A 22,318-nucleotide genomic window follows, 5' to 3' on the forward strand; every position below is an offset into this window, starting at 1 on the left:
TCGTACAGGCCGACACATCGGTTGAAGACAGGGACTGTTTAAGCGTCGTATTCTTTTTCATGGACTCGCCCTCGCTGCCGTTGGCTTCTTAGACTGCCACCGTGGCGCATTGACGCCTCGGCGTGGGCGAGTCCATCCAATTACAGGGGGGATTTATGTGAACTGGCGAGATAGGATGTACCGTTCAATTGCCTGGGCAGCGCCATCTTCGGTGTTGGCCCCGGTCACCACATCAGCCTGACGCTTGACGGCCTCTTCTGCCTGCCCCATGGCAATCGACAGCCCGGCGCGATGAAACATCGCCGGGTCGTTGCCGCCATCGCCCAGCGCGGCGGTTTGCTTCAGCGGCACTCCGAGATACTCGGCCAGTGTCACCAACGCCGCGCCCTTGTTCGCCTGCATTGCGGTCACGTCCAGATACACCGGCTGTGAACGCGAGACTTGGGCCTGACCTTCGACCTTGGGCAGCAATTGCGCTTCCAGTTCGATCAGCAGCCCGGTGTTGTTGCTGGCCGCGACAATCTTGTCGATGCGCTCCAGATACGGTTCGAAGCTTTCCACCACCACGGGCGGATACCCCAGGCCATGCTGCTCTCGGGGAACCATGGGGCCGCTGGCATCCTTCAACAGCCAGTCACCACCGCTGAACACCCAGACTTCAATGTCCGGGAGGTCGGCGAACTGCGTCAGGGTGGTGAGCGCCGCCGTCGCCGGCAAGTAATGGGCAACCAGCAAGCTGCCGTCCGGATTGACGATCGTGCCGCCATTGAACGCCGCCGTCGGCAAGTCGACGCCTAATGCTTCAATCTGCTGCAACATCGCTTTGGGTGGGCGACCGGTGGCCAGGCTGAACAGCACGCCCGCCTCGCGCAACGATCGGACCGCGGCAATGGTGCGCTGACTGAGCGTGTGATCGGGCAGCAGCAATGTGCCGTCCATGTCACTGAGCAGAAAACGGATGGGCTGCGGCGTAAGGTCCGTCATCCGACGCTGTGCCAGACGCGACCGTCACGGGCCAGCAGTTCATCGCCCTCGGCCGGGCCGTCCTCTCCTGCCGCGTAATGCTGAACCGTCGCATCCTGCTGCCAGGCATCGAGGAACGGCTGCACGGCGCGCCAGCCGTTCTCGATGTTGTCGGCGCGCTGGAACAGCGTCTGATCGCCGGTCAGGCAATCGTAGATGAGCGTTTCGTAGCCGGTGGACGGCTGCATTTCGAAGAAATCCTTGTAGGCGAAACCCAGTTCGATATTGGCCATCTTCAACGCCGGGCCAGGCCGTTTGGCCAGCAGGTCGAACCACATGCCTTCGTTGGGCTGGATCTGGATCCGTAGATAAGTCGGTTGCAGCTCATTGACCTCGGTGTCACGGAACTGCGCATACGGTGCCGGTTTGAAGCAGATTACGATCTCGGTATCGCGTGCGCTCATGCGTTTGCCGGTACGCAAGTAGAAAGGCACACCGACCCAGCGCCAGTTGTCGATCATGACTTTGAGCGCCACGTAGGTTTCGGTCGTGCTGTCGGGCGCCACATTATTTTCCTGGCGATACCCCGGCAACGGCTTACCGTCGACTTCACCGGCGGCATATTGACCGCGGACCGAGTTGGCCCGTGCCTCTTCGGTTGACCAGGGGCGAATGGCCCCTACGACTTTGGCTTTTTCGCCGCGAACCGCATCGGCGCCAAAAGCAGCCGGCGGTTCCATTGCCACCATCGCCAGTAACTGGAAAAGGTGATTGGGCACCATGTCCCGCAGGGCGCCGGTGTGTTCATAAAAACTGCCACGGGTTTCGACGCCGACAGTTTCGGCGGCGGTAATCTGCACGTGGTCGATGTAATGGTTGTTCCAGAACGCTTCGAACAGGCTGTTGGAAAACCGGCTGATCAGAATGTTCTGCACGGTTTCCTTGCCCAGGTAGTGATCGATCCGGTAGATCTGGTTTTCCGTCATCACCTTGAGCAAACAGGCATTCAAGGCTTCGGCGGTTTGCAGATCGGAGCCGAACGGTTTTTCGATGACCACCCTTCTGAACGCTTCCGGCGTCTCTTGCAGCAAACCCGCCGCGCCGAGCCGACGCACCACTTCGCTGAAAAAACGTGGCGCGGTCGCCAGGTAGAAGACCGCATTGCCGGTGCCGCTGGCGGCGATTTTCGCCGCCAGCGCTTGATAAGTGCTGTCGTCCAGGAAGTCGCCCTGGACGTAGCTGATGCCTTGGGCCAGTTTGGCCCACACCTGCGGATCAAGGGCTTGATCGCCCTTGCCGACCTTGGCGGCCACTTCGCTTCGAATGAAATCTTCGAGCTTGCGAGCAAAGGCATCGTCTGTGATGGCGTTGTGGTCAACGCCGATGATCCGCAATCCATCCCCCAACAGTCCGTCACGACTCAGGTTGTACAGCGCCGGCATCAGCAGACGCTTGACCAGGTCACCGTGGGCACCGAACAGGAACAGCGTGGTCGGTGGTGCGGGTTCTGCCTTGGATTTATTGCGGATCAGACGGGTCATTTTTTCGAAGTCTCCACATGGCCGCCGAAGCCGAAGCGCTGGGCAGAGAGAATCTTGTCGCCGAAGGTGCCTTGCCCGCGCGAGCGGTAGCGGGAGAACAGCGAGTTCGACAGCACCGGTACGGGCACCGATTGTTCCATGGCGGCTTCGATGGTCCAGCGACCTTCACCGCTGTCAGCCACGGAACCTGAGTAACCGTCGAGTTTAGGGTCGCTGGCCAACGCATCAGCTGTCAGGTCGAGCAGCCAGGACGACACCACGCTGCCACGACGCCAGACTTCGGCGATGTCAGCGACGTTCAGGTCGAAACGCTGGTCTTCCGGCAGGTTGGTGCTGGCTTTGGTTTTGAGAATGTCAAAACCTTCGGCGAAGGCCTGCATCATTCCGTATTCGATGCCGTTGTGGATCATCTTCACGAAATGCCCCGAACCTGCGGGACCGGCGTGGATGTAGCCACGCTCAGCGCGATCGTCATCGGACTTGCGGTCCTTGGTGCGCGGGATATCACCCATTCCCGGCGCCAGGCTATCGAACAACGGATCAAGGCGTTTAACCACCTCGGCATCGCCGCCGATCATCATGCAATAGCCGCGCTCCAGGCCCCAGACGCCGCCGGAGGTGCCGACGTCGATGTAGTGCAGGCCTTTTTCCGACAAGGTTTTGGCCCGGCGGATGTCGTCCTTATAGAACGTGTTGCCGCCGTCGATGATGGTATCGCCGGCTTCGAGCAAGGTGCTCAGGGTGTCGATGGTGTCTTCGGTCGGTGCGCCAGCAGGCAGCATGATCCAGACCGCTCGCGGTTTGGCCAGGCCGGCGACCAAGGTCGGCAAGTCAGCGACGCCGGTGGCGCCCTCGGCCGTCAAAGTCTCGATGAAGGCGGTATTGCGGTCGTAAACGACAGTGGTATGCCCATTGAGCATCAGGCGCCGCGCAATATTGCCGCCCATGCGGCCCAGTCCAATGATCCCGAGTTGCATGTGCTGATGCTCCCTACTACAAATAAAGTGTGTCAAAGGTATAGCCCAACGTGGCTCATGGGGTTAGTCCAGAGCGTTGGCACATAGTTTCCGGGCATTGTGCCCGATCCTGACTGATAACGCCGGTAATCGCGCCGAAGACACAACGACCATAAAAAATAAAAAAGTTCCCTTGAGGGGCAAAAGAAATCAAAATCAGCGCCGATAGTAGATCACCGCCCGATTGCAGGGGCGGTTCTACAGTTGAGTCAACCATTTGCGAGGTGAGCAATGGGCACAGTACACGCAGCACGGCCAGCACAAACCCTTTACGTCACGATCCGTCGTGATGAATTACGCCAGTTGAAAGAAGAGCGCGACCTTTTGAAGCAGGAACTCGCGCAGTTACGCCAGCTGACTCAAGGCACGCAGTCGGCACCCTTGCCCGTTACCCAACGCGCGCCCCACGCCTGATTTTCACAGGTGATTCGGAGACAGCCTTCCGCTGTTTCCGACCTACGTCATCACCCCCAAGCCCTTACACCATCGAGGCGTTGCAGCAGGTGTTGACCTTCGCTGACGAAGAATACCCGGACCTTTACCTGTCCAGGCCGTCGCTGGTCAACATGATGAAACAGGCGGGTTACAAGACGTTCTGCATCACCAACCAGCAGACCATGACCAAGCGCAACACTTCCCCGCTACGCACCGTCACGTTGAGACTGGACCGAAGGCTCTAACGAGCTCATTCCCATTTGAGCAAATCGGCGGATAATGTCATTTCGACATTGGTTCACGGACGAAAAGGCCCCCGCTACACGTAATGGGAGACTCACCCATGAAACGTACACCTCTGATCCTCGCCAGCCTGTTGATCTTCAGTTCAGCCACAGCCTTTGCAGAACACGGTGGCGAACGCATGCGGTACTACTACGAAAAATTGCATCTCGCCCAACAGAAAGCTAATGGCTTCGAGGTCAAAAACATCGAACTGCCAGTACCCACCGATCCAACCGCACAAATGACCGAGTCCTATAAACCGAAGTAATTCAAGCCAGCCGGGCGTCCTGACGGGCGCCCTTCTTTGTGCCTGATCGAAACATTCAGGCGCGCTTAAAGACTCTTGGTCCAGAACAGCATGCGGCCATGGGCCGGATCGAACATGCCAGCAGCAAAACCAAACTTGCCGTAGGAGGCTTGCGCGACCGCGTTGCCTTCGAGGACTTCCAGGGTGATCTTGCAGCAGCCACGCTGGCGGGCAATGTCTTCAACCTTTTGCAGCATCTTTTGGCTCAGCCCCAGACCGCGAAACTGCGGCACCACCGACACGTCATGCACGTTGACCAGCGGCCGGCAGGCAAAAGTCGAAAAACCTTCGAAGCAATTGACCAGCCCGGCCGGCGCGCCGTCGACAAAGGCCAACACACTGAAGGCGTGGGGACGCTTGGCCAGCTCCCCCGGCAATTGCAGTAGCATATCCTCGGGCAACGCATGCCCGCCGCCCATAGGGTCTTGCGCATAGGCATTGAGCACCACACCAATCGCCTCGGCATGCACCGGGTTGGTGTAGCTGGCCTGAAGTACAAGAATGTCTGCGGATTCCCTTCCCATCGTTGCTATCCCATCGTGGTCCCGGCGCGTCGCTCGCGCCGCAAAGTCGAAGGACATTATCGTGAGTCGCCATCGCCGACAACCTGATCCTGCCTCAAACACCCCAGATCAGCGTCTCGGTCCATCCCAACTCGGCAAAATCCGCCGCCCTCAGGCCCGACTCGCCGGCGCAGAAAAACTCGTCCAGTTGCGGCGGTGCGACCGAGGTGCCACTGAGCATGGCGTGGACCTGACCGCGATGATGAAGCTGGTGTTCGAACAGATGGGACAGCAGGCGCAATCGGCTGTCATGTTGCGGCGTGTCCCGGGCGATGGTCACGATTCGCCCGAGGTCGGCGTCGCGCAATTGCTCGCAATAAGCGATCAATCGATTGTCCACCTGTGATTGCTCGCGCTTGAGATCGCTGCCTGCGGTGAACGGCTGGTCTTTTTTGAAAAAAACGAAGCAATCGGGATGCGGATCGTCACCGCGCAACTCGCGTTCCAGGGCATCCACATAGAACCAGTCACAAGTCAGGATGTGGTTAAGGGTGGCGATGAGGCTGGGGAAGAAGCTGACCCGTGGAGCGGCCAGTTCGGCCGGACTCAACTGGTTCCAGGCCTTGGCGAGTCGGTAATTGGCCCAGGCGTTCTGATAAGCCATGGTCAGCAAATGATGAGACAGGGGCTGATTCATGTTCGCGGCTCCCGAAAATTAAGCTTCAGCGAAACGTTGCAGCTGCATTTCCTGTAAACGGCTTAATGTGCGACGGAACGGGAATTCCAGATAACCCTCGGTGTACAAGGCCTCCATTGGCACCTGCGCTTCGAGGTACAGCGGCACTTTGCGGTCGTAGCACTCGTCCACCAGCGCAATGAAACGTCGTACGCCATCGTCATGCACCGACAGTTGCGGCAGTTCGCGGTCCCCCGCAACGACGTGTTCGGCAGCGTCTTCGGTGCCTCGGGCAATGCGCCCTTCACGTTTTTGTGCGCTGAGGTTCGGCACCTCACTCAATAGAATAGCGCTGTAGGTGTCGCACAGGGCCATGAAGTCCATGGCCGAAAAAGGTTGTTCGCAAAGGTCGGCATAGCGACACCACAGCACGCTGTTACTGGCCTGCACAGTATTGACTTGACGGTAGCCGACCATGACCGGCTCGCTGGACACGGACTGGCCGACTGTCAGCGCCTTGAACACGTCGCCGAGCGCGTCGGGATGCGCGGCATCGCTCACCCAGTAACGCTGCAATGCAGCACCAGGGTGCAGACGATGGTCTTCGCTGCCCTCCACGGCGATCACCTGCATGTGCTGCTTGATCGCCTTGATGGCGGGCACAAAGCGGTCGCGATTGAAGCCGTCGGCGTAGAGCTGATCCGGCGGCTGGTTGGAGGTGCACACCATCACCACCCCTTGTTCGAACATCACCTGAAACAAGCGCCCGAGAATGATCGCGTCACCGATGTCGTTGACGAACAGCTCGTCAAAACACAGCACCCGCACTTCCTCGCTCAACTCACGCGCCAACGCCTTCAACGGGTCGGCGGTGCCGGTCAGTTGAAACGAGCGCTGGTGCACCCAGCCCATGAAATGGTGGAAATGTTGACGTCGGGCCGGCACGCGCAAGTTTTGGTAGAACTGATCCATCAACCAGGTCTTGCCCCGCCCGACCGGCCCCCACAGGTAAACGCCGGTGACCGGCGTTCGACCTTCATGCAAGGCTTCGTGGCATTTTTGCAGCGCCCACACGGCGTGCTCCTGGGCTTCGTCCTGGACGAAGCCCTTGTGTTCGATGGCGTGTTGCCAGGCGCTTAACGGCGAGTCGACATTCATGCGCGGGAGTATACGTCCGATCTGTAGCAACTGCCGCAGAGTGCGTTTGGACCGTAGCAGCTGCCGAGCCTGCGAGGCTGCGTTCGGATGTAGCAGCTGTCGAGCCTGCGAGGCTGCGTTCGGATGTAGCAGCTGTCGAGCCTGCGAGGCTGCGTTCGGATGTAGCAGCTGTCGAGCCTGCGAGGCTGCGTTCGGATGTAGCAGCTGTCGAGCCTGCGAGGCTGCGTTCGGATGTAGCAGCTGTCGAGCCTGCGAGGCTGCGTTCGGATGTAGCAGCTGTCGAGCCTGCGAGGCTGCGTTCGGATGTAGCAGCTGTCGAGCCTGCGAGGCTGCGTTCGGCGACGAAGTCGTCGTAAACCCTGCAAATGCGGTTCTCCTGTCACACCGCGGTGTCTGATTTCACGACGACTTCGTCGCCGAACGCAGCCTCGCAGGCTCGGCAGCTGCTACACGATCGGGTTTCGATTGAGCTACAGCGAGATGTCCAGCCGGGCGATCTTGCCCTGTTCGTTGAGGCGGAACATGTAGCGTAGTTCCAGCGGGCTGCCGGGAAAGGTGCCGGAGATCAGGTTGTGCACCAGCACCTTGCCGGTGCGCTGCTGAACATCCAGCACCTCGACCCGGGGCTGATAACGCTGTGCGGTGTCTTCCATCCATTGGGCGATTGCGCGGGTGCCGATCTGATGCTGGCCTTCATCGAACACATTGGCATCCTCGGCGAAAAAACTGGCGACCCTGGAGGTATCGCGGGCATTGGCAGCGGCAATGTAGGCGGCGATGGCAGGGGCCAGTGAAGAGGCGGGATTGGACATGGTTGCAGCTCCTTGTTTATTGATTCTGGAACCATGCTAAGACAAGCCTGTGTCAATTCTTGTCAGGAGTGAAACGCCCCGCTTCATCCAGTTGCATCTGTTTACGCCAGATCCGTAACAGGTCGCTGCGTCGCCCCGGATAACGCTCGCCCTGCTCATTGGCGGCCGAAATCCGGTCGGTACGAAAGGTGCGATAGGCACTGCGCAATTCGCACCAGGCGACGATGATCCGCACTTCATTGAGAAAGCCCAACGCCAGTGGCCAGATCAGCCGTTGGCTGGGCACCTTGTTGGCGTCTGCGTAGTCGATGTTCAGCTTGGACTGGTCGCGGATGGCTTGGCGAATCACGCTCAAAGGCACCACATTTTCCGGATAGCCATAACCGGGCGGCCCCGGTAGCACCGTCGGGTTGCGCAACGCGTCCTGGGCTTCAGGGGCCAAAACGGCGGCAATCTTGGCCAATGCGTTGGCCGCCGCTTTGCTCAACACCTCGTCGCCGCGCTGATCGACGTAGCGCAAACCAAGGACGATGGCTTCGGTCTCGTCGGCATTGAGCATCAAGGGCGGTAGAAACAGACCGCTGCGCAGCACATAACCGACCCCTGCTTCACCGAAGATCGGTGCGCCGAGCGCGGTCAGCTCGGCGATGTCGCGGTACAGCGTGCGCTCGGAAATTTCCAGTTCACTGGCAAGCGTTGCAGCCGTCACCGGACGACTCTTGCCCCGCAGCACTTGCAACAACGTGAGTAAACGAGTTGTACGCGACACGATGGGCAGGCTCTGTCTGAAAAAGTTGTCGGAGCTTAGCAGAGGCCCCTGTCAGAAAGTGACAGCAGCGAAAGGTCCGATGGTCACCTGATTGGCCTGTGAGGGAAAAGCTTATTGACTGCAAAAATTATAGGTATCATATTTAATACATGTCGCAAGACATTTAAATTCAATCCCGGCGTCTTCCCTCAGGAGTCACCCCATGCATTACAAAGTGTTCGGCCGCAAAACCGGCTTGCGGGTTTCGGAACTGGCGCTGGGCGCCGGCAATTTCGGCACGGGTTGGGGGCATGGCGCCGAGCGAGACGAAGCCAAGCGCATTTTCGATGGCTACCTGGAGGCCGGTGGCAACTTCATCGACACCGCCAATGGCTATCAGGCCGGCCAGTCGGAAGCGATGCTCAGTGAGTTCATTGCCGCCGAACGTGACCGGTTAGTGATCGCGACCAAATTCACTATGGGGACTACGCCCGCCGCCGGCATTTCCCACACTGGCAACAGCCGCAAGAACATGGTGCGTGCCGTCGAGGAAAGCCTGAAACGGTTGAACACCGACCATATCGACTTGTTCTGGGCGCACGTCAGCGATGGCGTGACGCCCATGGAAGAGATCCTTCGTGGCTTCGACGACCTGGTGCGTGCCGGCAAGATTCACTACGCAGGCCTGTCGAACTTCCCGGCCTGGCGCATCGCCCGCGCCGACGTACTGGCTGAAGTGCGCGGTTTTGCGCCGATAGTCGCGATTCAGACCGAATACAGCCTGGCCGAGCGCACCGCTGAGCGGGAATTGTTGCCGATGGCAGAAGCGCTGGGGCTGGCCGCCACGTTGTGGTCACCGCTGGGCGGCGGTTTTCTCACCGGCAAATACCGCACCAATGATGAGAACAACCGCGCAGCGAAACTCGGCATGCTGATTCACAGCGAAAAAAGCGCCCACGAAACCGCCCTGCTCGACACCTTGCTCGCGTTGGCAGCGGAGCTTGAAACCACGCCGACCCACGTGGCCATTGCCTGGTTGCGGGAAAAAGCCAAGCGCTCAACAACGGCGCTGATTCCGATTCTGGGTTCGCGCACCCGTGAACAATTGGACGCGACGCTGGGGGCTTTGGCCGTGCAGATGAGTGCGGAGCAGTTGTCGCGACTCGATGGGGTAAGCGATGTGGCCAAGGGTGTTCCACATGAAATGATTGCCGGATCGGTGGCGCGGTATACCGGGGCGCAAACCCTCGACCTGCCCATCATCCCGGCGGCCTGACACCCATCCGCGTCGAACTTTCCCGGGCGGTGGACTACCGCCCCTATGGCATCAGCTTGTTGACGATCACTCGTTCAACCCTGTGTTTGTCATAAGGCGGATAGCGAACGCCAGGGTCGATCGCAGTGCTGTGATGAAGCACGCCACGCGCATTGGTAAAGGCCTCGAATCCCCAGCGCCCGTGATACTTGCCCATGCCGGAATTACCCACCCCGCCGAATGGAAGCTCGGGAAACAGCGGATGGATCGCGCAGTCATTGACCTCCGCGTCGCCGGAGCGCGTGAATGCCAAAATCTCGTTCACTACGTCATCGTCCTCGGCAAATATGTACACGCCGAGGGGGCTCGGTCGGTCGATGATCCACTGGATAACGGCGTCGATCGATTCAATCTCAAGCACCGGCAGGATCGGGCCGAAGACCTCTTCCTGCATGATTGGCGAATCCACCGCAACATCGACCAGCACCGTCGGCGCGATGTACAGCTCGTCCGGGTCGGTCTGGCCGCCGGCGACGGCCGTACCGCTGCCGAGCAACGCCGCCAGACGATCAAAGTTGCGACGGTTGATCACGCGCCCGTAGTCTGGACTCTGCTTCGGATCATCGCCATAGAACTCGCGGATCGTGTCCTTCATGTGCTGCACGAATTCGTCCTTGACTTGCGGCCAAACCAGCACATGATCGGGCGCGGTGCAGATGTGGCCGGAGTTGGCAAAGCGCCCGTAGGCGATACGCCGTGCTGCGACCTTCAGATTGGCTGATGAATGGACGATGGTCGGGTTTTTGCCACCCAGTTCGAGCACGCAGGGGGTCAGGTTATTCGCGGCGGCCTGATGCACGATCTTGCCAACCGATGGACTGCCGGTGAAGAAAATCATGTCCCACTGCTGTGCCAGCAAGGCGGTGGTCTCGGGGACAACTCCCTCTACAACCGCGACTATGCGCGGATCAAAATACTTGGGTACCAGGCGCGCCACAGCACTGGCACAGTGAGCCGCAACCTCTGAGGGTTTGAGCACCGCCGTGTTGCCGGCGGCCAGCGCTGCCACCAAAGGCCCGAAGAGCAACATGAGCGGTTCATTCCACGCACCGATGATCAGCGCAACGCCCAGCGGATCGCGATGTACGCGAATGTAGCCAGGCTCGAACACCACTGGCATCGGCTCGTGCAGCGGCTTCATCCATGACTCGACATGCTCAAGGGCGTAGGCCGCCTCCTTCGCACAGTAGTTCACGTCCATCAGGTCGGCATCGTTGACATTGCGGCGCAGGTCCTTCCAGAGTGCGTCGCACAGTTCGTCATGATGGTCGGTGAACAAAGCCTTGACCGCTTCAAGCTGGGTCTTGCGCCACGCCAGCGAGCGCGTATGGCCCTCGAGGAAGTAAGCACGCTGGTTAGCGACAAGCGATGAATAATCCGGAATCGACATGGTGAAATTACTCCCTGGAATGTGGCGCGCGATGCTTGTCGCTGGCGCCTGTCTCCAATGATCGACCGCGCTCAGATGCGCACTGCAATTTCGCCATTCTGCTCGCGGACTTCGTAAGTGGGCAGCGTCAACGTCGAAGGTCCGCGCTGTACCGCGCCAGTGGTGATATCGAACTGGGAGCCGTCACACGGGCACATAAGCGTTGTGCCGGTCAGGACACCTGCCGACAGCTGGCAGCCGTCGTGCGGGCACATGTCGTCAAAGGCGAACAGTTGTGAGCCGATACGGGCGACGGATACGCGCATCTTTCGATCTTCCAGGTAGAACGGGGTGACCAACTGGCCAGTCAATCGGGAAGACGGGCCCAATGGGCGGTAGTAGACCTTCGAGCTCGGCATGTTCGGCTCCTGTGCGTGAACCTTCGATTCAGTACGGAAACTCCGGGATCACTTCATAATCGGGCTTGTCGAACCGCAATGCTCCAGGCGCCTGCGCCGGCACGGCGGGTTTGCGCGGCATGATGGGGGTCAGGCGCTGGTAGCCGGAGCCGAGCGACGGTCGCGGATCGGCGTCGCCCTTGTTCGGCCAGAACGACATGGCCCGTTCCGCCAGCGCCAGAATAGTGAGCGACGGATTGACCCCCGGATTGGCGGGCAGGACGCTACCGTCCATGACGTGCAAGCCCTCGTGGCCGAAAACGCGTTGATAGGGGTCGACCACGCCCCTGTCGTTCGAGGCGCCGATCGGAATGCCACCAATGAAGTGTGCCGATGCCGTCCGATTGATGACCTCGAAGTCCAGCGCTGCCTCGCGTCCGCCCATCTTGGCGGCGAGACGTTTTGCAAACTCGTCGGCCGTCGCGATGTGCGTGGGGGGTGCAGCGCCAGCACCATGACGGCTGCGCAGGATGCCGTCCTTGAAGTACAGGTCGATTGAATTGTCAGAGGTCTGCATGCACAACAGGGTGAGCGAACGCTCCGACCAGTGCCGCGCATCGAACGTCTGTCCGAGCGTCTGAAGCGGGTGCTCCACCAAGTGCTTGAGCCATGTTTCAGTCGGATGATTTTGTGGGCCGGAAGCATAGTAGGTGGTGGCGAGCGTAAGGAGGTCGCTGCCCACGCCATAGGAGACCGGCTCGATGCTGGTATTCGCGTCCGGCCAGACACCGGAAGTGATGGCGACGCTGCCTGGGGTAATGATGAAACGGTCTGGATCCTTCTTCCAGTCACGGTAGGGACGGGTGACTAAAATGAGGGCCTCGGAATTGGTCCGGGCCAGCTTGCCGAGTTGATCCGACAGGCCGGTCAGCTTGTCGGCATCGCGCATATGGTGCAGCAGCCGTGCCGAGCCATAAGCGTGTGCGGAGACCACGACCTGTCGGGCGGTGTAACGATGACGGTCGATGTGTGCAACGCGCTGCATCCAGCCCGGGTGGGTGGTGAGCACTTCATATCCGCCGCCAGCGACTGGCGTCAGTTCCGTGACTTCGTGCAGATCATGGATGACACAGCCGTTCTTTTCCGCGAGGTAAAGGTAGTTTTCCGTCAGCTTGTTCTTGGCCCCGCGGCCGCAGCCGATCATGCAATTGCCGCAGTTCACGCAACCGGTGCGGCGTGGTCCGGCGCCGCCGAAATAAGGATCGTCGACCTCAATGCCGGGGGTGCCGAAGAAGGTCGCGACAGGCGCCTTGTTATAGGTATGACCATGGCCCATATCGGTGGCCACTTCGCGCATCAGCCGGTCCTTGTCGCTGTCCATGTAGGGGACGCGGTTCACACCCATCATGCGCTGGGCCTGATCGAAGTACGCCGGCATTTCGTCGTACCAGTCGGTGATGTAGGACCACTCTGGAGCGGCGAAAAACTTCTTCGGCGGCACGTAGAGCGTGCTGCCGTATACGTGCGAGCCGCCGCCGACTCCGGCGCCGTGAAGAACCAGCACGTCGTCGAGGAACGTCAGACGCTGTAAACCATACATTTGGGCTTCAGGCTGCCAGAGGTAATTACGGACATCCCAGTTGGTCTTGGGGATCGCGCTATCAGGCCAGCGTCGTCCTGCCTCCATGACGCCGACCCGGTAGCCTTTTTCGGTCGCGCGCAAAGCGGCAACGCTGCCGCCGAACCCGGAACCGATCACAATCAAGTCGTAGTCGAAATCAGACATGTCAGCACCTCATTCGGGCCTGATCATTGAGCTTAGACTTGATTGAGTGAATGGGTTAAACCAACTGAAAAGAACGCGCTTAGCGGTCGACTTTGTGCCTGGCCGCATACAAACACAGCATTTCCATCGCCAATGTCGCCGCCGCCAGTGAGGTAATGTCCGCGTGATCATAGGCCGGCGCAACTTCGACCACGTCCATGCCCACCAGATTGATCCCGCGTAATCCGCCCAGAATCTCCAGCGCCTGCACGGTGCTCAAGCCACCACACACCGGCGTCCCCGTGCCTGGGGCGAAAGCCGGGTCGAGGCAATCGATATCGAACGTCAGGTACACCGGGTTATCCCCTACCCTCGCCCGGATCGCTTCAACAATCGCCTCACAGCCTTGGCGATGCACCTGACGCGCATCCAACACCTGAAAGCCCTGGTGATCATCATTGGTGGTGCGCAAACCGATCTGCACCGAACGCGACGGATCCACCAACCCTTCCCTGGCCGCATGCCAGAACATGGTGCCGTGGTCGACCCGCTTGCCGTCCTCATCCGGCCAGGTGTCGCTGTGGGCGTCGAAGTGGATCAGCGACAACGGGCCATGTTTACGCGCATGGGCCTTGAGCAGCGGGTAAGTAATGAAGTGATCGCCGCCGAAGGTCAGCATGGCGCTGCCGCTGCTCAGAATGTGTTCGGCGTGGGCTTCGATGCTTTCTGGAATCGTGTGCGGTGAACCGTAATCGAAGTCGCAGTCGCCATAGTCAATGACGGCCAAGTGATCGAACGGATCAAAGGTCCACGGCCAGTGGCGTTCCCAGGCAATCCCGGTGGACGCGGCGCGAATCCCGCGCGGCCCGAAACGTGCGCCGGGGCGGTTGCTGGTGGCGGTGTCGAACGGGACACCGCTGACCGCGACGTCGACACCACGCAAGTCGCGGCTGTAGCGACGGCGCATGAAACTGGTGATGCCGGCGTAGGTACTTTCAGCGGCAGTGCCATAGAGGCTGTCGCGGGTCATGGCTTGATCGTTTTGCATAGGGACGTCCATGGTGATCTCCTTTTTGTTATTGGCGGCTACGGAAGGTGGTCCACAGGCGAGTGCGCTGGCGCAGATCCTTGAGGTTCATGCTTTGGTCGGCGTACAGGCGTTCGCGCACATCGGGCAGTGGAAAGATGTCCGGGTCGGTGCGCACGGCTTCATCCACCAGCGGGGTTGCCGCCTGGTTGGCCGTGGCGAAAAACAGTGTGTTGGTCAGCGCCGCGACGGATTCGGGGCGCAACATGAACTCGATAAAGGCCCGGGCTTCTTCGGGGTGCGGCGCATCCTTGGGGATCGCCAGGTTGTCCTGCCAGACCAGCGTGCCCTCCTTGGGAATCCGGTACGCCACCTCAAACGGCTTGTTGGCCTTGCGTGCCTGATCGGCGGCCATGCTGGCGTCACCGTTGTAGGTCAGCGCCAGGCACACGCTGCCATTGGCCAGATCGCTGATCTGCCGCCCGGTGGCGACGTACAGCACATTGGGCTGCAACTGATGCAACAACGCCTCGGCGGCGGTCAGATCGGCCTTGTCGGTGCTGTAGGGATCTTTGCCCAGATAGTGCAGCGCCAGGCCGATGACTTCTTGCGGCGAATCGAGAATCGCGATGCCGCAGTCTTTCAACTTACTGGCGTATTCCGGTTTGAATAGCAGATCGAGGCTGTTAAGTGGCACATTCGGCAGGCGTTTTTGCACCGCTTCGACGTTCATTCCTAAACCCAGCGTGCCCCAGGTATACGGCACGCCATAACGATTGCCGGGATCGACGGCGGCCAGTTTTTCCAACAGATCCGGGTCAAGGTTGGCGTAACCCTTGAGCCCTTCGTGGGGGATTTCCTTCAGCGCGCCGGCTGCCAGACCACGGGCCAGGACACTGGACGACGGCACCACGACGTCATAACCGCTGCCGCCGGTGAGCAGTTTGGTTTCCAGCACTTCCGAAGAATCGAACGTGTCGTAGCGCACGTGAATTCCGGTTTCCTTTTCGAACTGCTGCAAGGTTTCGGGCGCCACGTAATCGGCCCAGCTATAGAGGTTAACGGTCTTTTCCTGCGCCTGAGCCGACACAGTCATGGCGAGAAACAACGCGGGGAAACACAGCTTGAACATGGGAGCCATGACGAACACCTGACCAGAGGAAGTGGTTGCAGGTTGCGCGCTCGGTTACATTGGCGAAATATCAAGTTTGTTAACCTGACTTTATCGCGGAGTAATGTTTGATGCTCGGGCAACTTCACGACCTCGACCTGCAACTGCTGCGCCTGTTTGTCCGCGTGGTCGAGTGCGGCGGTTTCAGCGCGGCCCAAGGTGAGCTGGGCCTGAGCCAATCAAGCATCAGCCAGCAAATGGCCAAGCTCGAAACCCGCCTCGGCTATCGCTTGTGCAGTCGCGGCAAAGGCGGGTTCAAGATCACGCCCAAAGGCGAACAGCTGTTGACCGCGACGCGCGGGCTGTTTGAGTCCATCGAAGCGTTTCGTCATCAATCCAACGGTGTGGCGGGCAGATTGATAGGCGAAGTGCGACTGGGGCTCTCCGAAGCCCTTGATCAATCGGTGCTGCAACGGGTGGCGGACGCGATACGGCGCTTTCGTGAGCGGGACGAATCAGTGCGCATCGAACTGATCAGCGCGATGCCCGGCGAAATGGAACGCTTGCTGCTGCAGCAACGGCTGGACCTGGCCATCGGCTATTTCTCACAAGTGCAGAGCGCGTTCGACTACCGCGAACTGTTCACCGAAACCCAGCACCTTTATTGCGCCCCCGGGCATCCGCTGTTCACCGATGACGCGCCGAACGACGAAGCGCTGCAAGCCTGCGACCGGGTCGATCATCCCTACCGGTTTCTGCGCACTGACGAACCGTTCCAGGGAAAACTGTGTTCAGCGCGCTCTGAACAAGTCGAAGGCACCCTCGCCTTCATTCTGTCCGGTAAACACGTGGGGTACTTGCCCAATCACTTTGCCCGCAGCTGGGAAGACAAAGGTTTGCTGCGCGCCGTGCGCCAGGGCGAAATGAGTTTTGAGGTCGCGTTCCATCTGGCGCGGCATCGCGCTCAGGTGCCAGGGGATGCGCAGAAAGCGTTTGAGCAGGATTTGCTTGCTGCCTTCAGCAAAACCTGACCTTTCAGGCAGTGATCGTTCCCACGCTCTGCGTGGGAATGCCGCCAGGGACGCTCTGCGTTCCACTTCTGAATGTGACGCAGAGCGTCAGGGGATGCATTCCCACGCAGAGCATGGGAACGATCAGCCTGACCTTTCAGGCAGTTATTGTTCGTTGCCCTTGATGCCCGCTGCTGGCATCCTGCGCCTCCATTTTCTGACCCGCCCGCCCTTTTGGCACGCAACCAACCATGACCGCCTCTGAAAAAGCCCCCGCTGCGCGCAATAACGACCTGATTTACGGCCTCAACGACCGCCCGCACCTGACAGCCACCGTCTTCGCCGCCCTGCAACATGTGTTGGCGAGTTTTGTCGGCATCATCACGCCGACCCTGATCATGGGCGGCGCCCTCGGCCTGCAAAGCGAAATACCGTATCTGATCAGCATGGCGCTGTTCGTGTCGGGCCTGGGCACCTTTGTTCAAGCCCGACGGTTCGGCCCGGTCGGCTCTGGCTTGCTGTGTCTGCAAGGCACCAGTTTTTCGTTCATCAGTGTGATTCTCAGTGCCGGGTTCATGGTCAAGGCTCGTGGCGGCGGCACCGATGAAATCCTCTCGACCATTTTTGGCGTGTGCTTTTTTGCGGCGTTCATTGAAGTGGCGCTGAGCCAGTTCATCGGCAAACTGCGGATGCTGATCACCCCGGTGGTCACCGGCACCATCATCACCCTGATGGGCTTGTCGCTGATCAAAGTGGCCATGACCGACATCGCCGGAGGCTTTGGCGCGCCGGACCTCGGCGCCGCCAGTCATTTGGCGCTGGCGGCCTTGGTGCTCGGCACCATTGTGCTGTTGAACCGGGTCGATGTGCCGTTTCTGCGCCTCGGCGCCATCGTCATTGGCCTGACCTTGGGCTATGTCGTGGCCTGGCTGATGGGCGATGTCAATTTCGCCAGCCTGCCCGACGTACCGCTGATGAGCGTACCGGTGCCGTTCAAGTACGGCTTCAACTTCGACTGGGTCGCGTTTGTGCCGATCGCGGTGATTTTCCTCGTGTCGCCGCTGGAAGCCGCCGGTGACCTGACCGCCAACTCGATGATTTCGCGGCAACCGGTCAAAGGCCCGATCTACATTCGCCGGATCAAATCCGGCCTGCTCGCCGACGGCCTTAACTCGGCGATGGCCGCCGTGTTCAACAGCATGCCGATGGTCACGTTTGCGCAGAACAATGGCGTGATCCAACTCACCGGTGTAGCCAGTCGCTACGTGGCGTTCTTCATCGCCGGTTTGCTGGTGCTGTTGGGGTTGTTCCCGATGATCGGCGCGGTGTTGCAACTGATGCCAAAACCGGTGCTTGGTGGCGCCGAACTGGTGATGTTCGGCACGGTGGCGGTGGCCGGGATCAAGATCCTCGCCGAAGCCGGCCTGCATCGACGCAACATGTTGATCGTGGCGATTTCCCTCGGCATGGGCCTGGGCGTGGCGGCAGTGCCGCAGGTGTTGCGCGAGTTGCCGATGGCGCTGCACATCATTTTTGAATCGCCGATTACCGTCGGGGCATTGTGCGCTATCGTGCTCAATATCTTCTTGCCCGAGGAGTTCATCGAGCTGGAAGAAGACGATTTCGATCCGGAAGCCTCGATCCTTCAGGTCATGGAAAACCCCGATGTGCCAGCCAAGGCTGAACCCACAACGCCTGTGGTGGTCGCACAGGTGAGCCGCTTGTAAGGAAACACATTAAGTGTGATCACCGCATAGCCAATGTGGGAGTGAGCCTGCTCGCGATAGCGGTGGATCAGTCGACAAAAATGTTGAATGACTAACCGCTATCGCGAGCAGGCTCACTCCCACAGGGGCTAGGTGTTGAAGCGGACGCCGGGTTTGGCTCGCTCATCCACTGTCAACTCAAACACATCCGGCCGCGCATAGTGACCGACCACGTCGTAGTCATAGCGGGCGCGAACCAGATCGTCCGTGTCGATTTCAGCCGTCAGTAACCCAGGTCCATCGCGCAACGGCCCCGCCAGTACATCGCCCATCGGCCCGACTATCACACTGCCGCCAGCAATCAGCGGCCGATCCGCCGGCCAGTTGGCAATCTCCACGCCAAGGGCGTGCGGCGAGTCCTGGACCTGACAGGCGCTGACCACAAAGCAGCGTCCTTCATGGGCGATGTGGCGCATGCTGACCTGCCACATTTCGCGCTCGTCCACCGTCGGCGCACACCACACCTCAATACCTTTGGCGTACATCGCGGTGCGCAGCAGCGGCATCATGTTTTCCCAGCAAATCACCGCGCCGATTCGTCCGACCTGACTGTCGATAACCGGCAACGTCGAGCCATCGCCCTTGCCCCAGATCAGCCGTTCGGTGCCGGTGGGCATCAGCTTGCGGTGTTTGGCGATCAGTCCGGTCTGCGGGTCGAAATACAGTGCCGTGCAATGCAGCGTACTGCCCGCACGTTCAATCACACCGATCACCAGATTGGCCCCAGTCCGCGCCGACAACCCGGCCAGGGCTTCAGTCTCGGCACCTGGCACGTCAATGGCGTTGGCGAAATACCGGGCAAACGCTTCTCGCCCCTCCGGCAGTCGATAACCCAGTTGCGTGCCAAACCCTTCGCCCTTGGGGTAACCGCCGAGCAACGCTTCGGGCATCACCACCAATCGGGCCCCGGACTCGGTAATGGCGTTTTCCCAGGCAAGAATCTGCTCCAGGGTGTCGGCCTTGCCTCCTGGCAATGCACCGATTTGCAGTGCAGCAACGATTGACTTGGGCATCGCAATAACTCCATTGGCATCAGGTATTGCCCATTCTCCGGCGTCACGGGATCATGAATAAAGCCCGACTCACTGCTGAATGATATGAACCAAATGAATATCGCCACCGTTGATCTCAACCTGCTCAAAGTCTTCGAAGCGCTGCATGAAGAGTCCAGCGCCAGCCGTGCGGCCTTACGCCTGGGCGTGACGCAATCGGCGGTCAGTGCCGCGTTGCGCAGGCTGCGCGAGGTGTATGGCGATCAGCTGTTCGTGCGCACCGGCCGTGGTCTTGCACCGACGCTCAAAGCCAACCAATTGAAACCGGTTGTCAGCGACGCCCTGAACAAATGCCGCCAGAGCCTGGCGATGGTCGATCCAGCGGCCCATCAGTACGACGGCCGCTCAGTGTCGGTAGGGATGTCGGATGATTTCGAGATCGCCTTTGGCCGTCGACTGATCGAGGAAATCGCCCGAACAGCACCGAAACTGCGGCTGATCTTCCGGCAAACCCACAGCCAGATCGTCGCCCACGCCTTGATGGAGCGCAGTATCGATCTGGCGATCACCGCCGGCGGATTTGCCGAGCGCTTGCTCAGTCGTCAGGTGTTGGGAGAAGGCGGGTATTTATGCCTGGCGGATCGCGCCAGCCTGACCGAAGGGCAACACGTCATCAGCCTTGAAGAGTTCGTCGCTCGCGAGCACATTTTGGTGTCGTCAGGCGGTTTTATCGGCATCACCGATGAAGGGCTGGCGGCGCTGGGGCTGAGTCGTCGGGTGTGTGCGTCGACCACGCATTTTGCCGCGTTACCGCACTTGCTCAAGGGCAGTCAGGCGGTGGCGACCATTCCGGCGCATGCCGCGCAAAGCATTGCGGCGCTCAGTGGACTGGCGCTGCTGCCCTGCCCTTTGGCCTTGCCACGCTATCCGATCGAGTTGGGCTGGCGCACCAGCACGCAGCTCGATCCGGTGGTACTGAAAGTGCGCGAAGCGATTGTGGCGAGTTTTGCCTGAAGACTGGGCTTACTTGCTGGCAGCCATGAGGCGGTTGACTTCACTGCGCACCATGTTGGCGAATTCCGGCGGCGACATCGCGTCGAGCTCGGCACGGACCCATTCAGCCCACTTGCCTTTGCGCTTGGCGCGCTCACCGAACAAGCGCGCGGCCTCGCCCTTGGATTTGCCCAGGTTGCTTTGCCAGAGGTCGAACAGACGGGATTTTTCATCTTCAAGCGCAGCGCGCTCGGCAAGGGGTTTGTCGGCCAGATTGAAGCTCATGGGAATTTCCTGCTGCGTAAAATAGGCGACATCTTACACTGTAGGACGAAACGTCTGACTCAGGAATTTTCCACCCCACGGGGTCAACGCAAAAATTCGCTGCAACTTTTTCGCCGACGCTAGACTCCATTGTTCACCGCCTGATTACCTGCAAGGAGTACCTCAATGGCTCGGAAAACCGCAGCACAAGTCGCCGAAGAGCAATCCAAGGAACTGGCGTTCAGCGAGCTGGCAACGCTGATCGAAGAGTCGGAAAAACTGCTGACCCGCAGCGCCGCACTGGTCGGCGAGGAAGCAGAAACCTTGCGCGAGCAAATCGCCCTGAAACTCCAGCAGGCTCGGGATTCAGTCAGCAGTGTGCGTGACCGCACCCAACCTGCCGTCGATGCCACCGAAATATACATTGGTGGTCATCCATGGCAAACCGTGGCCATCTCCGCTGGATTTGGTTTGGTGGTCGGGTTGTTGCTGGGTCGGCGTTAAACAGACTTGCAGCTGGCGAAGCCTGCGTCGGCCGGTCCGCGCTCGGGCGTAGCAGTCGTAAACCAGAATCCACGGTCTTTCAAGATGACCGGGTCGCCTGGAATGTGACTGCTTCGCAGCCGGACGCAGCCTCGCAGGCTCGACAGCTGCTACATCGAGCCGTTTCTTGACAGATCGGCATTACTACTGCGCGAGTGCTCGCAGGTTCGCCAGCGTCTCGGCATCGAGCGCAATGCCTTGAGCACCAGACTTGGCCCGTTGCTGGTGACGGCGATCACCCGGCAGGCGCTTGAGGCCCACGCCGTGCATCTGCCGAACCAATTCCTGACTGCGCTCGGCAAAATTTTGCCCGGCCGCCTTGCTCGGGTCGATCACGATCAACAGTTGACCGGTCCAGGGCGTCTTGGCGCCCGGATGGTTCGACCAGTCAAACTCAAAAGAAAAATTGCCGCCGGTCAGCGCTGCCGCCAACAGTTCCACCATCATCGACAAGGCAGAACCTTTGTGTCCGCCAAACGGCAACAAGGCGCCGCCTTCGAGAATCGCTTTCGGGTCCTGTGTCGGCTGACCAAGGCTGTCCACGCCCATGCCTGCCGGCAAGCGCTCGCCCTTGCGTGCCGCGATCTGCACATCGCCATGAGCAATGGCGCTGGTGGCCAGGTCAAAGACAATCGGCTCGCCATCGGCCCGAGGGGCCGCGAATGCGATCGGGTTGGTGCCGAACAACGGACGATCGGCGCCGTGCGGCACCACGCAGGTCATGCTGTTGACCACGCTCAATGCCACCAACCCTTCGTAGGCAAAGGGCTCGACATCCGGCCACAAGGCGGCGAAATGGTGTGAATTACGAATCGCCAGTACCGCAATGCCGGCGCTGCGAGCCTTTTCCACCAACAGGGCGCGTGCTGCCGCCAGGGCCGGCTGGGCGAAACCATTGCCGGCATCGACCCGGACAAACCCCGAGGCAACGTCTTCAACCACCGGCACGGCCTGGCCATTGACCCAGCCGCTGTTCAGCGTCGATACATAACCGGGAATACGGAACACACCGTGGCTGTGAGCACCATCGCGCTCAGCACCGGCGCAATTGAGGGCCAGCGTCCGGGCGACCTCGGTAGAGGTGCCATGACGCAGAAAAATCTGTTCGAGCAATTGAACGAGCGCATCGAAATCGAGCGTTTGGGTGTTCGAACTGACGGCCATTTCGGGCGATACGGTCATCTGAAGCTCCAGTTTTATTATTGAGTACGGGCAACAGCGTGAAGCGAGGCTGCAGGGCAACCTGAAAAAGTCACCGATTAAGCGCTGTTGTACCGACGTCCTGTCAAGCCTCAACCGCCAGATCGGCTCAAGCAATATG

General features: G+C 59.9%; 23 protein-coding genes and 1 pseudogene. 8 read left to right on the forward strand and 16 right to left on the reverse strand.

Annotation, left to right across the window (positions count from 1 at the left end; translation table 11 throughout):
• Positions 1-153: 153 nt before the first annotated feature.
• The 3 genes from KGB06_RS25145 to gnd are packed head-to-tail and all read right to left on the reverse strand — an operon-like array spanning position 154 to position 3,505.
• On the reverse strand, positions 154-984 hold the full coding sequence (locus tag KGB06_RS25145) for an HAD family hydrolase (protein ID WP_223520569.1): 831 nt from the start codon (positions 982-984) through the stop codon (positions 154-156).
• A complete protein-coding gene (gene zwf, locus KGB06_RS25150) occupies positions 981-2,504 on the reverse strand; it encodes a glucose-6-phosphate dehydrogenase (protein ID WP_223520571.1) in 1,524 nt (507 codons plus the stop codon). The genes KGB06_RS25145 and zwf overlap by 4 nt, the downstream gene beginning before the upstream one ends.
• On the reverse strand, positions 2,501-3,505 hold the full coding sequence (gene gnd / locus KGB06_RS25155) for a phosphogluconate dehydrogenase (NAD(+)-dependent, decarboxylating) (RefSeq protein ID WP_317849418.1): 1,005 nt from the start codon (positions 3,503-3,505) through the stop codon (positions 2,501-2,503). Before gnd ends, zwf begins: the two co-directional genes overlap by 4 nt.
• Positions 3,506-3,751: 246 nt before the next feature.
• On the opposite strand from gnd, the gene KGB06_RS25160 reads away from it, so the two are divergent.
• From KGB06_RS25160 to KGB06_RS25170, 3 genes and pseudogenes are all read left to right on the forward strand, one after another.
• Positions 3,752-3,934, forward strand: coding sequence for a DUF6026 family protein (locus KGB06_RS25160; RefSeq protein ID WP_223520575.1), 183 nt, complete (start codon positions 3,752-3,754; stop codon positions 3,932-3,934).
• A 62-nt stretch (positions 3,935-3,996) separates the two neighbouring features.
• A pseudogene (locus KGB06_RS25165) lies at positions 3,997-4,155 on the forward strand (hypothetical protein); the annotation flags it as partial.
• Between the two features lie 143 nt (positions 4,156-4,298).
• A complete protein-coding gene (locus KGB06_RS25170) occupies positions 4,299-4,508 on the forward strand; it encodes a hypothetical protein (RefSeq protein ID WP_223520577.1) in 210 nt (69 codons plus the stop codon).
• Positions 4,509-4,573: 65 nt separating this feature from the next.
• Here the strand turns inward: KGB06_RS25170 and KGB06_RS25175 are convergent, their stop codons facing one another.
• The 5 genes from KGB06_RS25175 to KGB06_RS25195 all read right to left on the reverse strand — a co-directional run bounded on the left by KGB06_RS25175 (position 4,574) and on the right by KGB06_RS25195 (position 8,465).
• The gene (locus tag KGB06_RS25175; protein WP_223520579.1) at positions 4,574-5,071 is read right to left on the reverse strand and encodes a GNAT family N-acetyltransferase; all 498 of its coding nucleotides are present in this window, start codon (positions 5,069-5,071) and stop codon (positions 4,574-4,576) included.
• Positions 5,072-5,165: 94 nt separating this feature from the next.
• Positions 5,166-5,747: a DinB family protein gene (locus KGB06_RS25180; protein WP_223520581.1), complete on the reverse strand. Its 582-nt coding sequence runs from the start codon at positions 5,745-5,747 to the stop codon at positions 5,166-5,168.
• 18 nt (positions 5,748-5,765) lie between these two features.
• Positions 5,766-6,884 carry a cell division protein ZapE gene (gene zapE, locus KGB06_RS25185; protein WP_223520583.1) on the reverse strand — a complete coding sequence of 373 codons (1,119 nt, stop codon included), beginning with the start codon at positions 6,882-6,884 and terminating at the stop codon, positions 5,766-5,768.
• A gap of 470 nt (positions 6,885-7,354) precedes the next feature.
• Positions 7,355-7,696 carry a nuclear transport factor 2 family protein gene (locus tag KGB06_RS25190; RefSeq protein WP_223520585.1) on the reverse strand — a complete coding sequence of 114 codons (342 nt, stop codon included), beginning with the start codon at positions 7,694-7,696 and terminating at the stop codon, positions 7,355-7,357.
• Between the two features lie 52 nt (positions 7,697-7,748).
• Positions 7,749-8,465 (reverse strand): helix-turn-helix transcriptional regulator, encoded by a 717-nt coding sequence (locus KGB06_RS25195; protein ID WP_223520587.1) that lies wholly within the window; start codon positions 8,463-8,465, stop codon positions 7,749-7,751.
• Positions 8,466-8,667: 202 nt separating this feature from the next.
• Here KGB06_RS25195 and KGB06_RS25200 point away from each other — a divergent pair, with 202 nt between their 5' ends.
• Positions 8,668-9,720 (forward strand): aldo/keto reductase, encoded by a 1,053-nt coding sequence (locus KGB06_RS25200; protein ID WP_223520589.1) that lies wholly within the window; start codon positions 8,668-8,670, stop codon positions 9,718-9,720.
• Positions 9,721-9,763: 43 nt separating this feature from the next.
• Here KGB06_RS25200 and KGB06_RS25205 read toward each other — a convergent pair whose 3' ends face one another.
• From KGB06_RS25205 to KGB06_RS25225, 5 genes are all read right to left on the reverse strand, one after another.
• Positions 9,764-11,149 carry an aldehyde dehydrogenase family protein gene (locus KGB06_RS25205; protein ID WP_223520591.1) on the reverse strand — a complete coding sequence of 462 codons (1,386 nt, stop codon included), beginning with the start codon at positions 11,147-11,149 and terminating at the stop codon, positions 9,764-9,766.
• A 71-nt stretch (positions 11,150-11,220) separates the two neighbouring features.
• On the reverse strand, positions 11,221-11,547 hold the full coding sequence (locus KGB06_RS25210; RefSeq protein WP_223520593.1) for a Rieske (2Fe-2S) protein: 327 nt from the start codon (positions 11,545-11,547) through the stop codon (positions 11,221-11,223).
• A gap of 28 nt (positions 11,548-11,575) precedes the next feature.
• A complete protein-coding gene (locus KGB06_RS25215) occupies positions 11,576-13,312 on the reverse strand; it encodes a GMC oxidoreductase (protein WP_223520595.1) in 1,737 nt (578 codons plus the stop codon).
• Positions 13,313-13,391: 79 nt separating this feature from the next.
• Positions 13,392-14,351 carry an agmatinase gene (gene speB / locus KGB06_RS25220; protein ID WP_223520597.1) on the reverse strand — a complete coding sequence of 320 codons (960 nt, stop codon included), beginning with the start codon at positions 14,349-14,351 and terminating at the stop codon, positions 13,392-13,394.
• A gap of 16 nt (positions 14,352-14,367) precedes the next feature.
• Positions 14,368-15,459 carry a polyamine ABC transporter substrate-binding protein gene (locus tag KGB06_RS25225; RefSeq protein WP_223520599.1) on the reverse strand — a complete coding sequence of 364 codons (1,092 nt, stop codon included), beginning with the start codon at positions 15,457-15,459 and terminating at the stop codon, positions 14,368-14,370.
• 101 nt (positions 15,460-15,560) lie between these two features.
• On the opposite strand from KGB06_RS25225, the gene KGB06_RS25230 reads away from it, so the two are divergent.
• Positions 15,561-16,460, forward strand: coding sequence for a LysR family transcriptional regulator (locus KGB06_RS25230; RefSeq protein WP_223520601.1), 900 nt, complete (start codon positions 15,561-15,563; stop codon positions 16,458-16,460).
• Positions 16,461-16,690: 230 nt separating this feature from the next.
• Positions 16,691-18,166 carry a nucleobase:cation symporter-2 family protein gene (locus KGB06_RS25235; protein ID WP_223520603.1) on the forward strand — a complete coding sequence of 492 codons (1,476 nt, stop codon included), beginning with the start codon at positions 16,691-16,693 and terminating at the stop codon, positions 18,164-18,166.
• 128 nt (positions 18,167-18,294) lie between these two features.
• On the opposite strand, the gene KGB06_RS25240 is transcribed toward KGB06_RS25235, so the two are convergent.
• The gene (locus KGB06_RS25240) at positions 18,295-19,218 is read right to left on the reverse strand and encodes a carbon-nitrogen hydrolase family protein (protein WP_223520605.1); all 924 of its coding nucleotides are present in this window, start codon (positions 19,216-19,218) and stop codon (positions 18,295-18,297) included.
• Positions 19,219-19,302: 84 nt separating this feature from the next.
• On the opposite strand from KGB06_RS25240, the gene KGB06_RS25245 reads away from it, so the two are divergent.
• The gene (locus KGB06_RS25245; protein WP_223520607.1) at positions 19,303-20,211 is read left to right on the forward strand and encodes a LysR family transcriptional regulator; all 909 of its coding nucleotides are present in this window, start codon (positions 19,303-19,305) and stop codon (positions 20,209-20,211) included.
• 9 nt (positions 20,212-20,220) lie between these two features.
• Here KGB06_RS25245 and KGB06_RS25250 read toward each other — a convergent pair whose 3' ends face one another.
• Positions 20,221-20,475: a hypothetical protein gene (locus KGB06_RS25250; protein ID WP_223520609.1), complete on the reverse strand. Its 255-nt coding sequence runs from the start codon at positions 20,473-20,475 to the stop codon at positions 20,221-20,223.
• Between the two features lie 165 nt (positions 20,476-20,640).
• Between KGB06_RS25250 and KGB06_RS25255 the strand changes: the two genes are divergently transcribed.
• Positions 20,641-20,958 (forward strand): YqjD family protein, encoded by a 318-nt coding sequence (locus KGB06_RS25255; RefSeq protein ID WP_223520611.1) that lies wholly within the window; start codon positions 20,641-20,643, stop codon positions 20,956-20,958.
• Between the two features lie 183 nt (positions 20,959-21,141).
• On the opposite strand, the gene KGB06_RS25260 is transcribed toward KGB06_RS25255, so the two are convergent.
• The gene (locus KGB06_RS25260) at positions 21,142-22,179 is read right to left on the reverse strand and encodes an Ldh family oxidoreductase (protein ID WP_223520613.1); all 1,038 of its coding nucleotides are present in this window, start codon (positions 22,177-22,179) and stop codon (positions 21,142-21,144) included.
• Between the last annotated feature and the right edge of the window lie 139 nt (positions 22,180-22,318).

Origin of the sequence: Pseudomonas sp. GL-B-19 (genome assembly GCF_019956415.1) — a bacterium.
In the GTDB taxonomy this organism is placed as follows: Bacteria; Pseudomonadota; Gammaproteobacteria; order Pseudomonadales; family Pseudomonadaceae; genus Aquipseudomonas.

Bases quoted from the DNA above. Each gene is read 5' to 3' on its own strand.
- KGB06_RS25145 (WP_223520569.1), bottom strand. From the start codon at position 984: ATGACGGACCTTACGCCGCAGCCCATCCGTTTTCTGCTCAGTGACATG.
- zwf (WP_223520571.1), bottom strand. From the start codon at position 2,504: ATGACCCGTCTGATCCGCAATAAATCCAAGGCAGAACCCGCACCACCG.
- KGB06_RS25160 (WP_223520575.1), top strand. From the start codon at position 3,752: ATGGGCACAGTACACGCAGCACGGCCAGCACAAACCCTTTACGTCACG.
- KGB06_RS25170 (WP_223520577.1), top strand. From the start codon at position 4,299: ATGAAACGTACACCTCTGATCCTCGCCAGCCTGTTGATCTTCAGTTCA.
- KGB06_RS25175 (WP_223520579.1), bottom strand. From the start codon at position 5,071: ATGGGAAGGGAATCCGCAGACATTCTTGTACTTCAGGCCAGCTACACC.
- KGB06_RS25180 (WP_223520581.1), bottom strand. From the start codon at position 5,747: ATGAATCAGCCCCTGTCTCATCATTTGCTGACCATGGCTTATCAGAAC.
- zapE (WP_223520583.1), bottom strand. From the start codon at position 6,884: ATGAATGTCGACTCGCCGTTAAGCGCCTGGCAACACGCCATCGAACAC.
- KGB06_RS25190 (WP_223520585.1), bottom strand. From the start codon at position 7,696: ATGTCCAATCCCGCCTCTTCACTGGCCCCTGCCATCGCCGCCTACATT.
- KGB06_RS25200 (WP_223520589.1), top strand. From the start codon at position 8,668: ATGCATTACAAAGTGTTCGGCCGCAAAACCGGCTTGCGGGTTTCGGAA.
- KGB06_RS25205 (WP_223520591.1), bottom strand. From the start codon at position 11,149: ATGTCGATTCCGGATTATTCATCGCTTGTCGCTAACCAGCGTGCTTAC.
- KGB06_RS25210 (WP_223520593.1), bottom strand. From the start codon at position 11,547: ATGCCGAGCTCGAAGGTCTACTACCGCCCATTGGGCCCGTCTTCCCGA.
- KGB06_RS25215 (WP_223520595.1), bottom strand. From the start codon at position 13,312: ATGTCTGATTTCGACTACGACTTGATTGTGATCGGTTCCGGGTTCGGC.
- speB (WP_223520597.1), bottom strand. From the start codon at position 14,351: ATGGACGTCCCTATGCAAAACGATCAAGCCATGACCCGCGACAGCCTC.
- KGB06_RS25225 (WP_223520599.1), bottom strand. From the start codon at position 15,459: ATGGCTCCCATGTTCAAGCTGTGTTTCCCCGCGTTGTTTCTCGCCATG.
- KGB06_RS25230 (WP_223520601.1), top strand. From the start codon at position 15,561: ATGCTCGGGCAACTTCACGACCTCGACCTGCAACTGCTGCGCCTGTTT.
- KGB06_RS25235 (WP_223520603.1), top strand. From the start codon at position 16,691: ATGACCGCCTCTGAAAAAGCCCCCGCTGCGCGCAATAACGACCTGATT.
- KGB06_RS25240 (WP_223520605.1), bottom strand. From the start codon at position 19,218: ATGCCCAAGTCAATCGTTGCTGCACTGCAAATCGGTGCATTGCCAGGA.
- KGB06_RS25245 (WP_223520607.1), top strand. From the start codon at position 19,303: ATGAACCAAATGAATATCGCCACCGTTGATCTCAACCTGCTCAAAGTC.
- KGB06_RS25250 (WP_223520609.1), bottom strand. From the start codon at position 20,475: ATGAGCTTCAATCTGGCCGACAAACCCCTTGCCGAGCGCGCTGCGCTT.
- KGB06_RS25255 (WP_223520611.1), top strand. From the start codon at position 20,641: ATGGCTCGGAAAACCGCAGCACAAGTCGCCGAAGAGCAATCCAAGGAA.
- KGB06_RS25260 (WP_223520613.1), bottom strand. From the start codon at position 22,179: ATGACCGTATCGCCCGAAATGGCCGTCAGTTCGAACACCCAAACGCTC.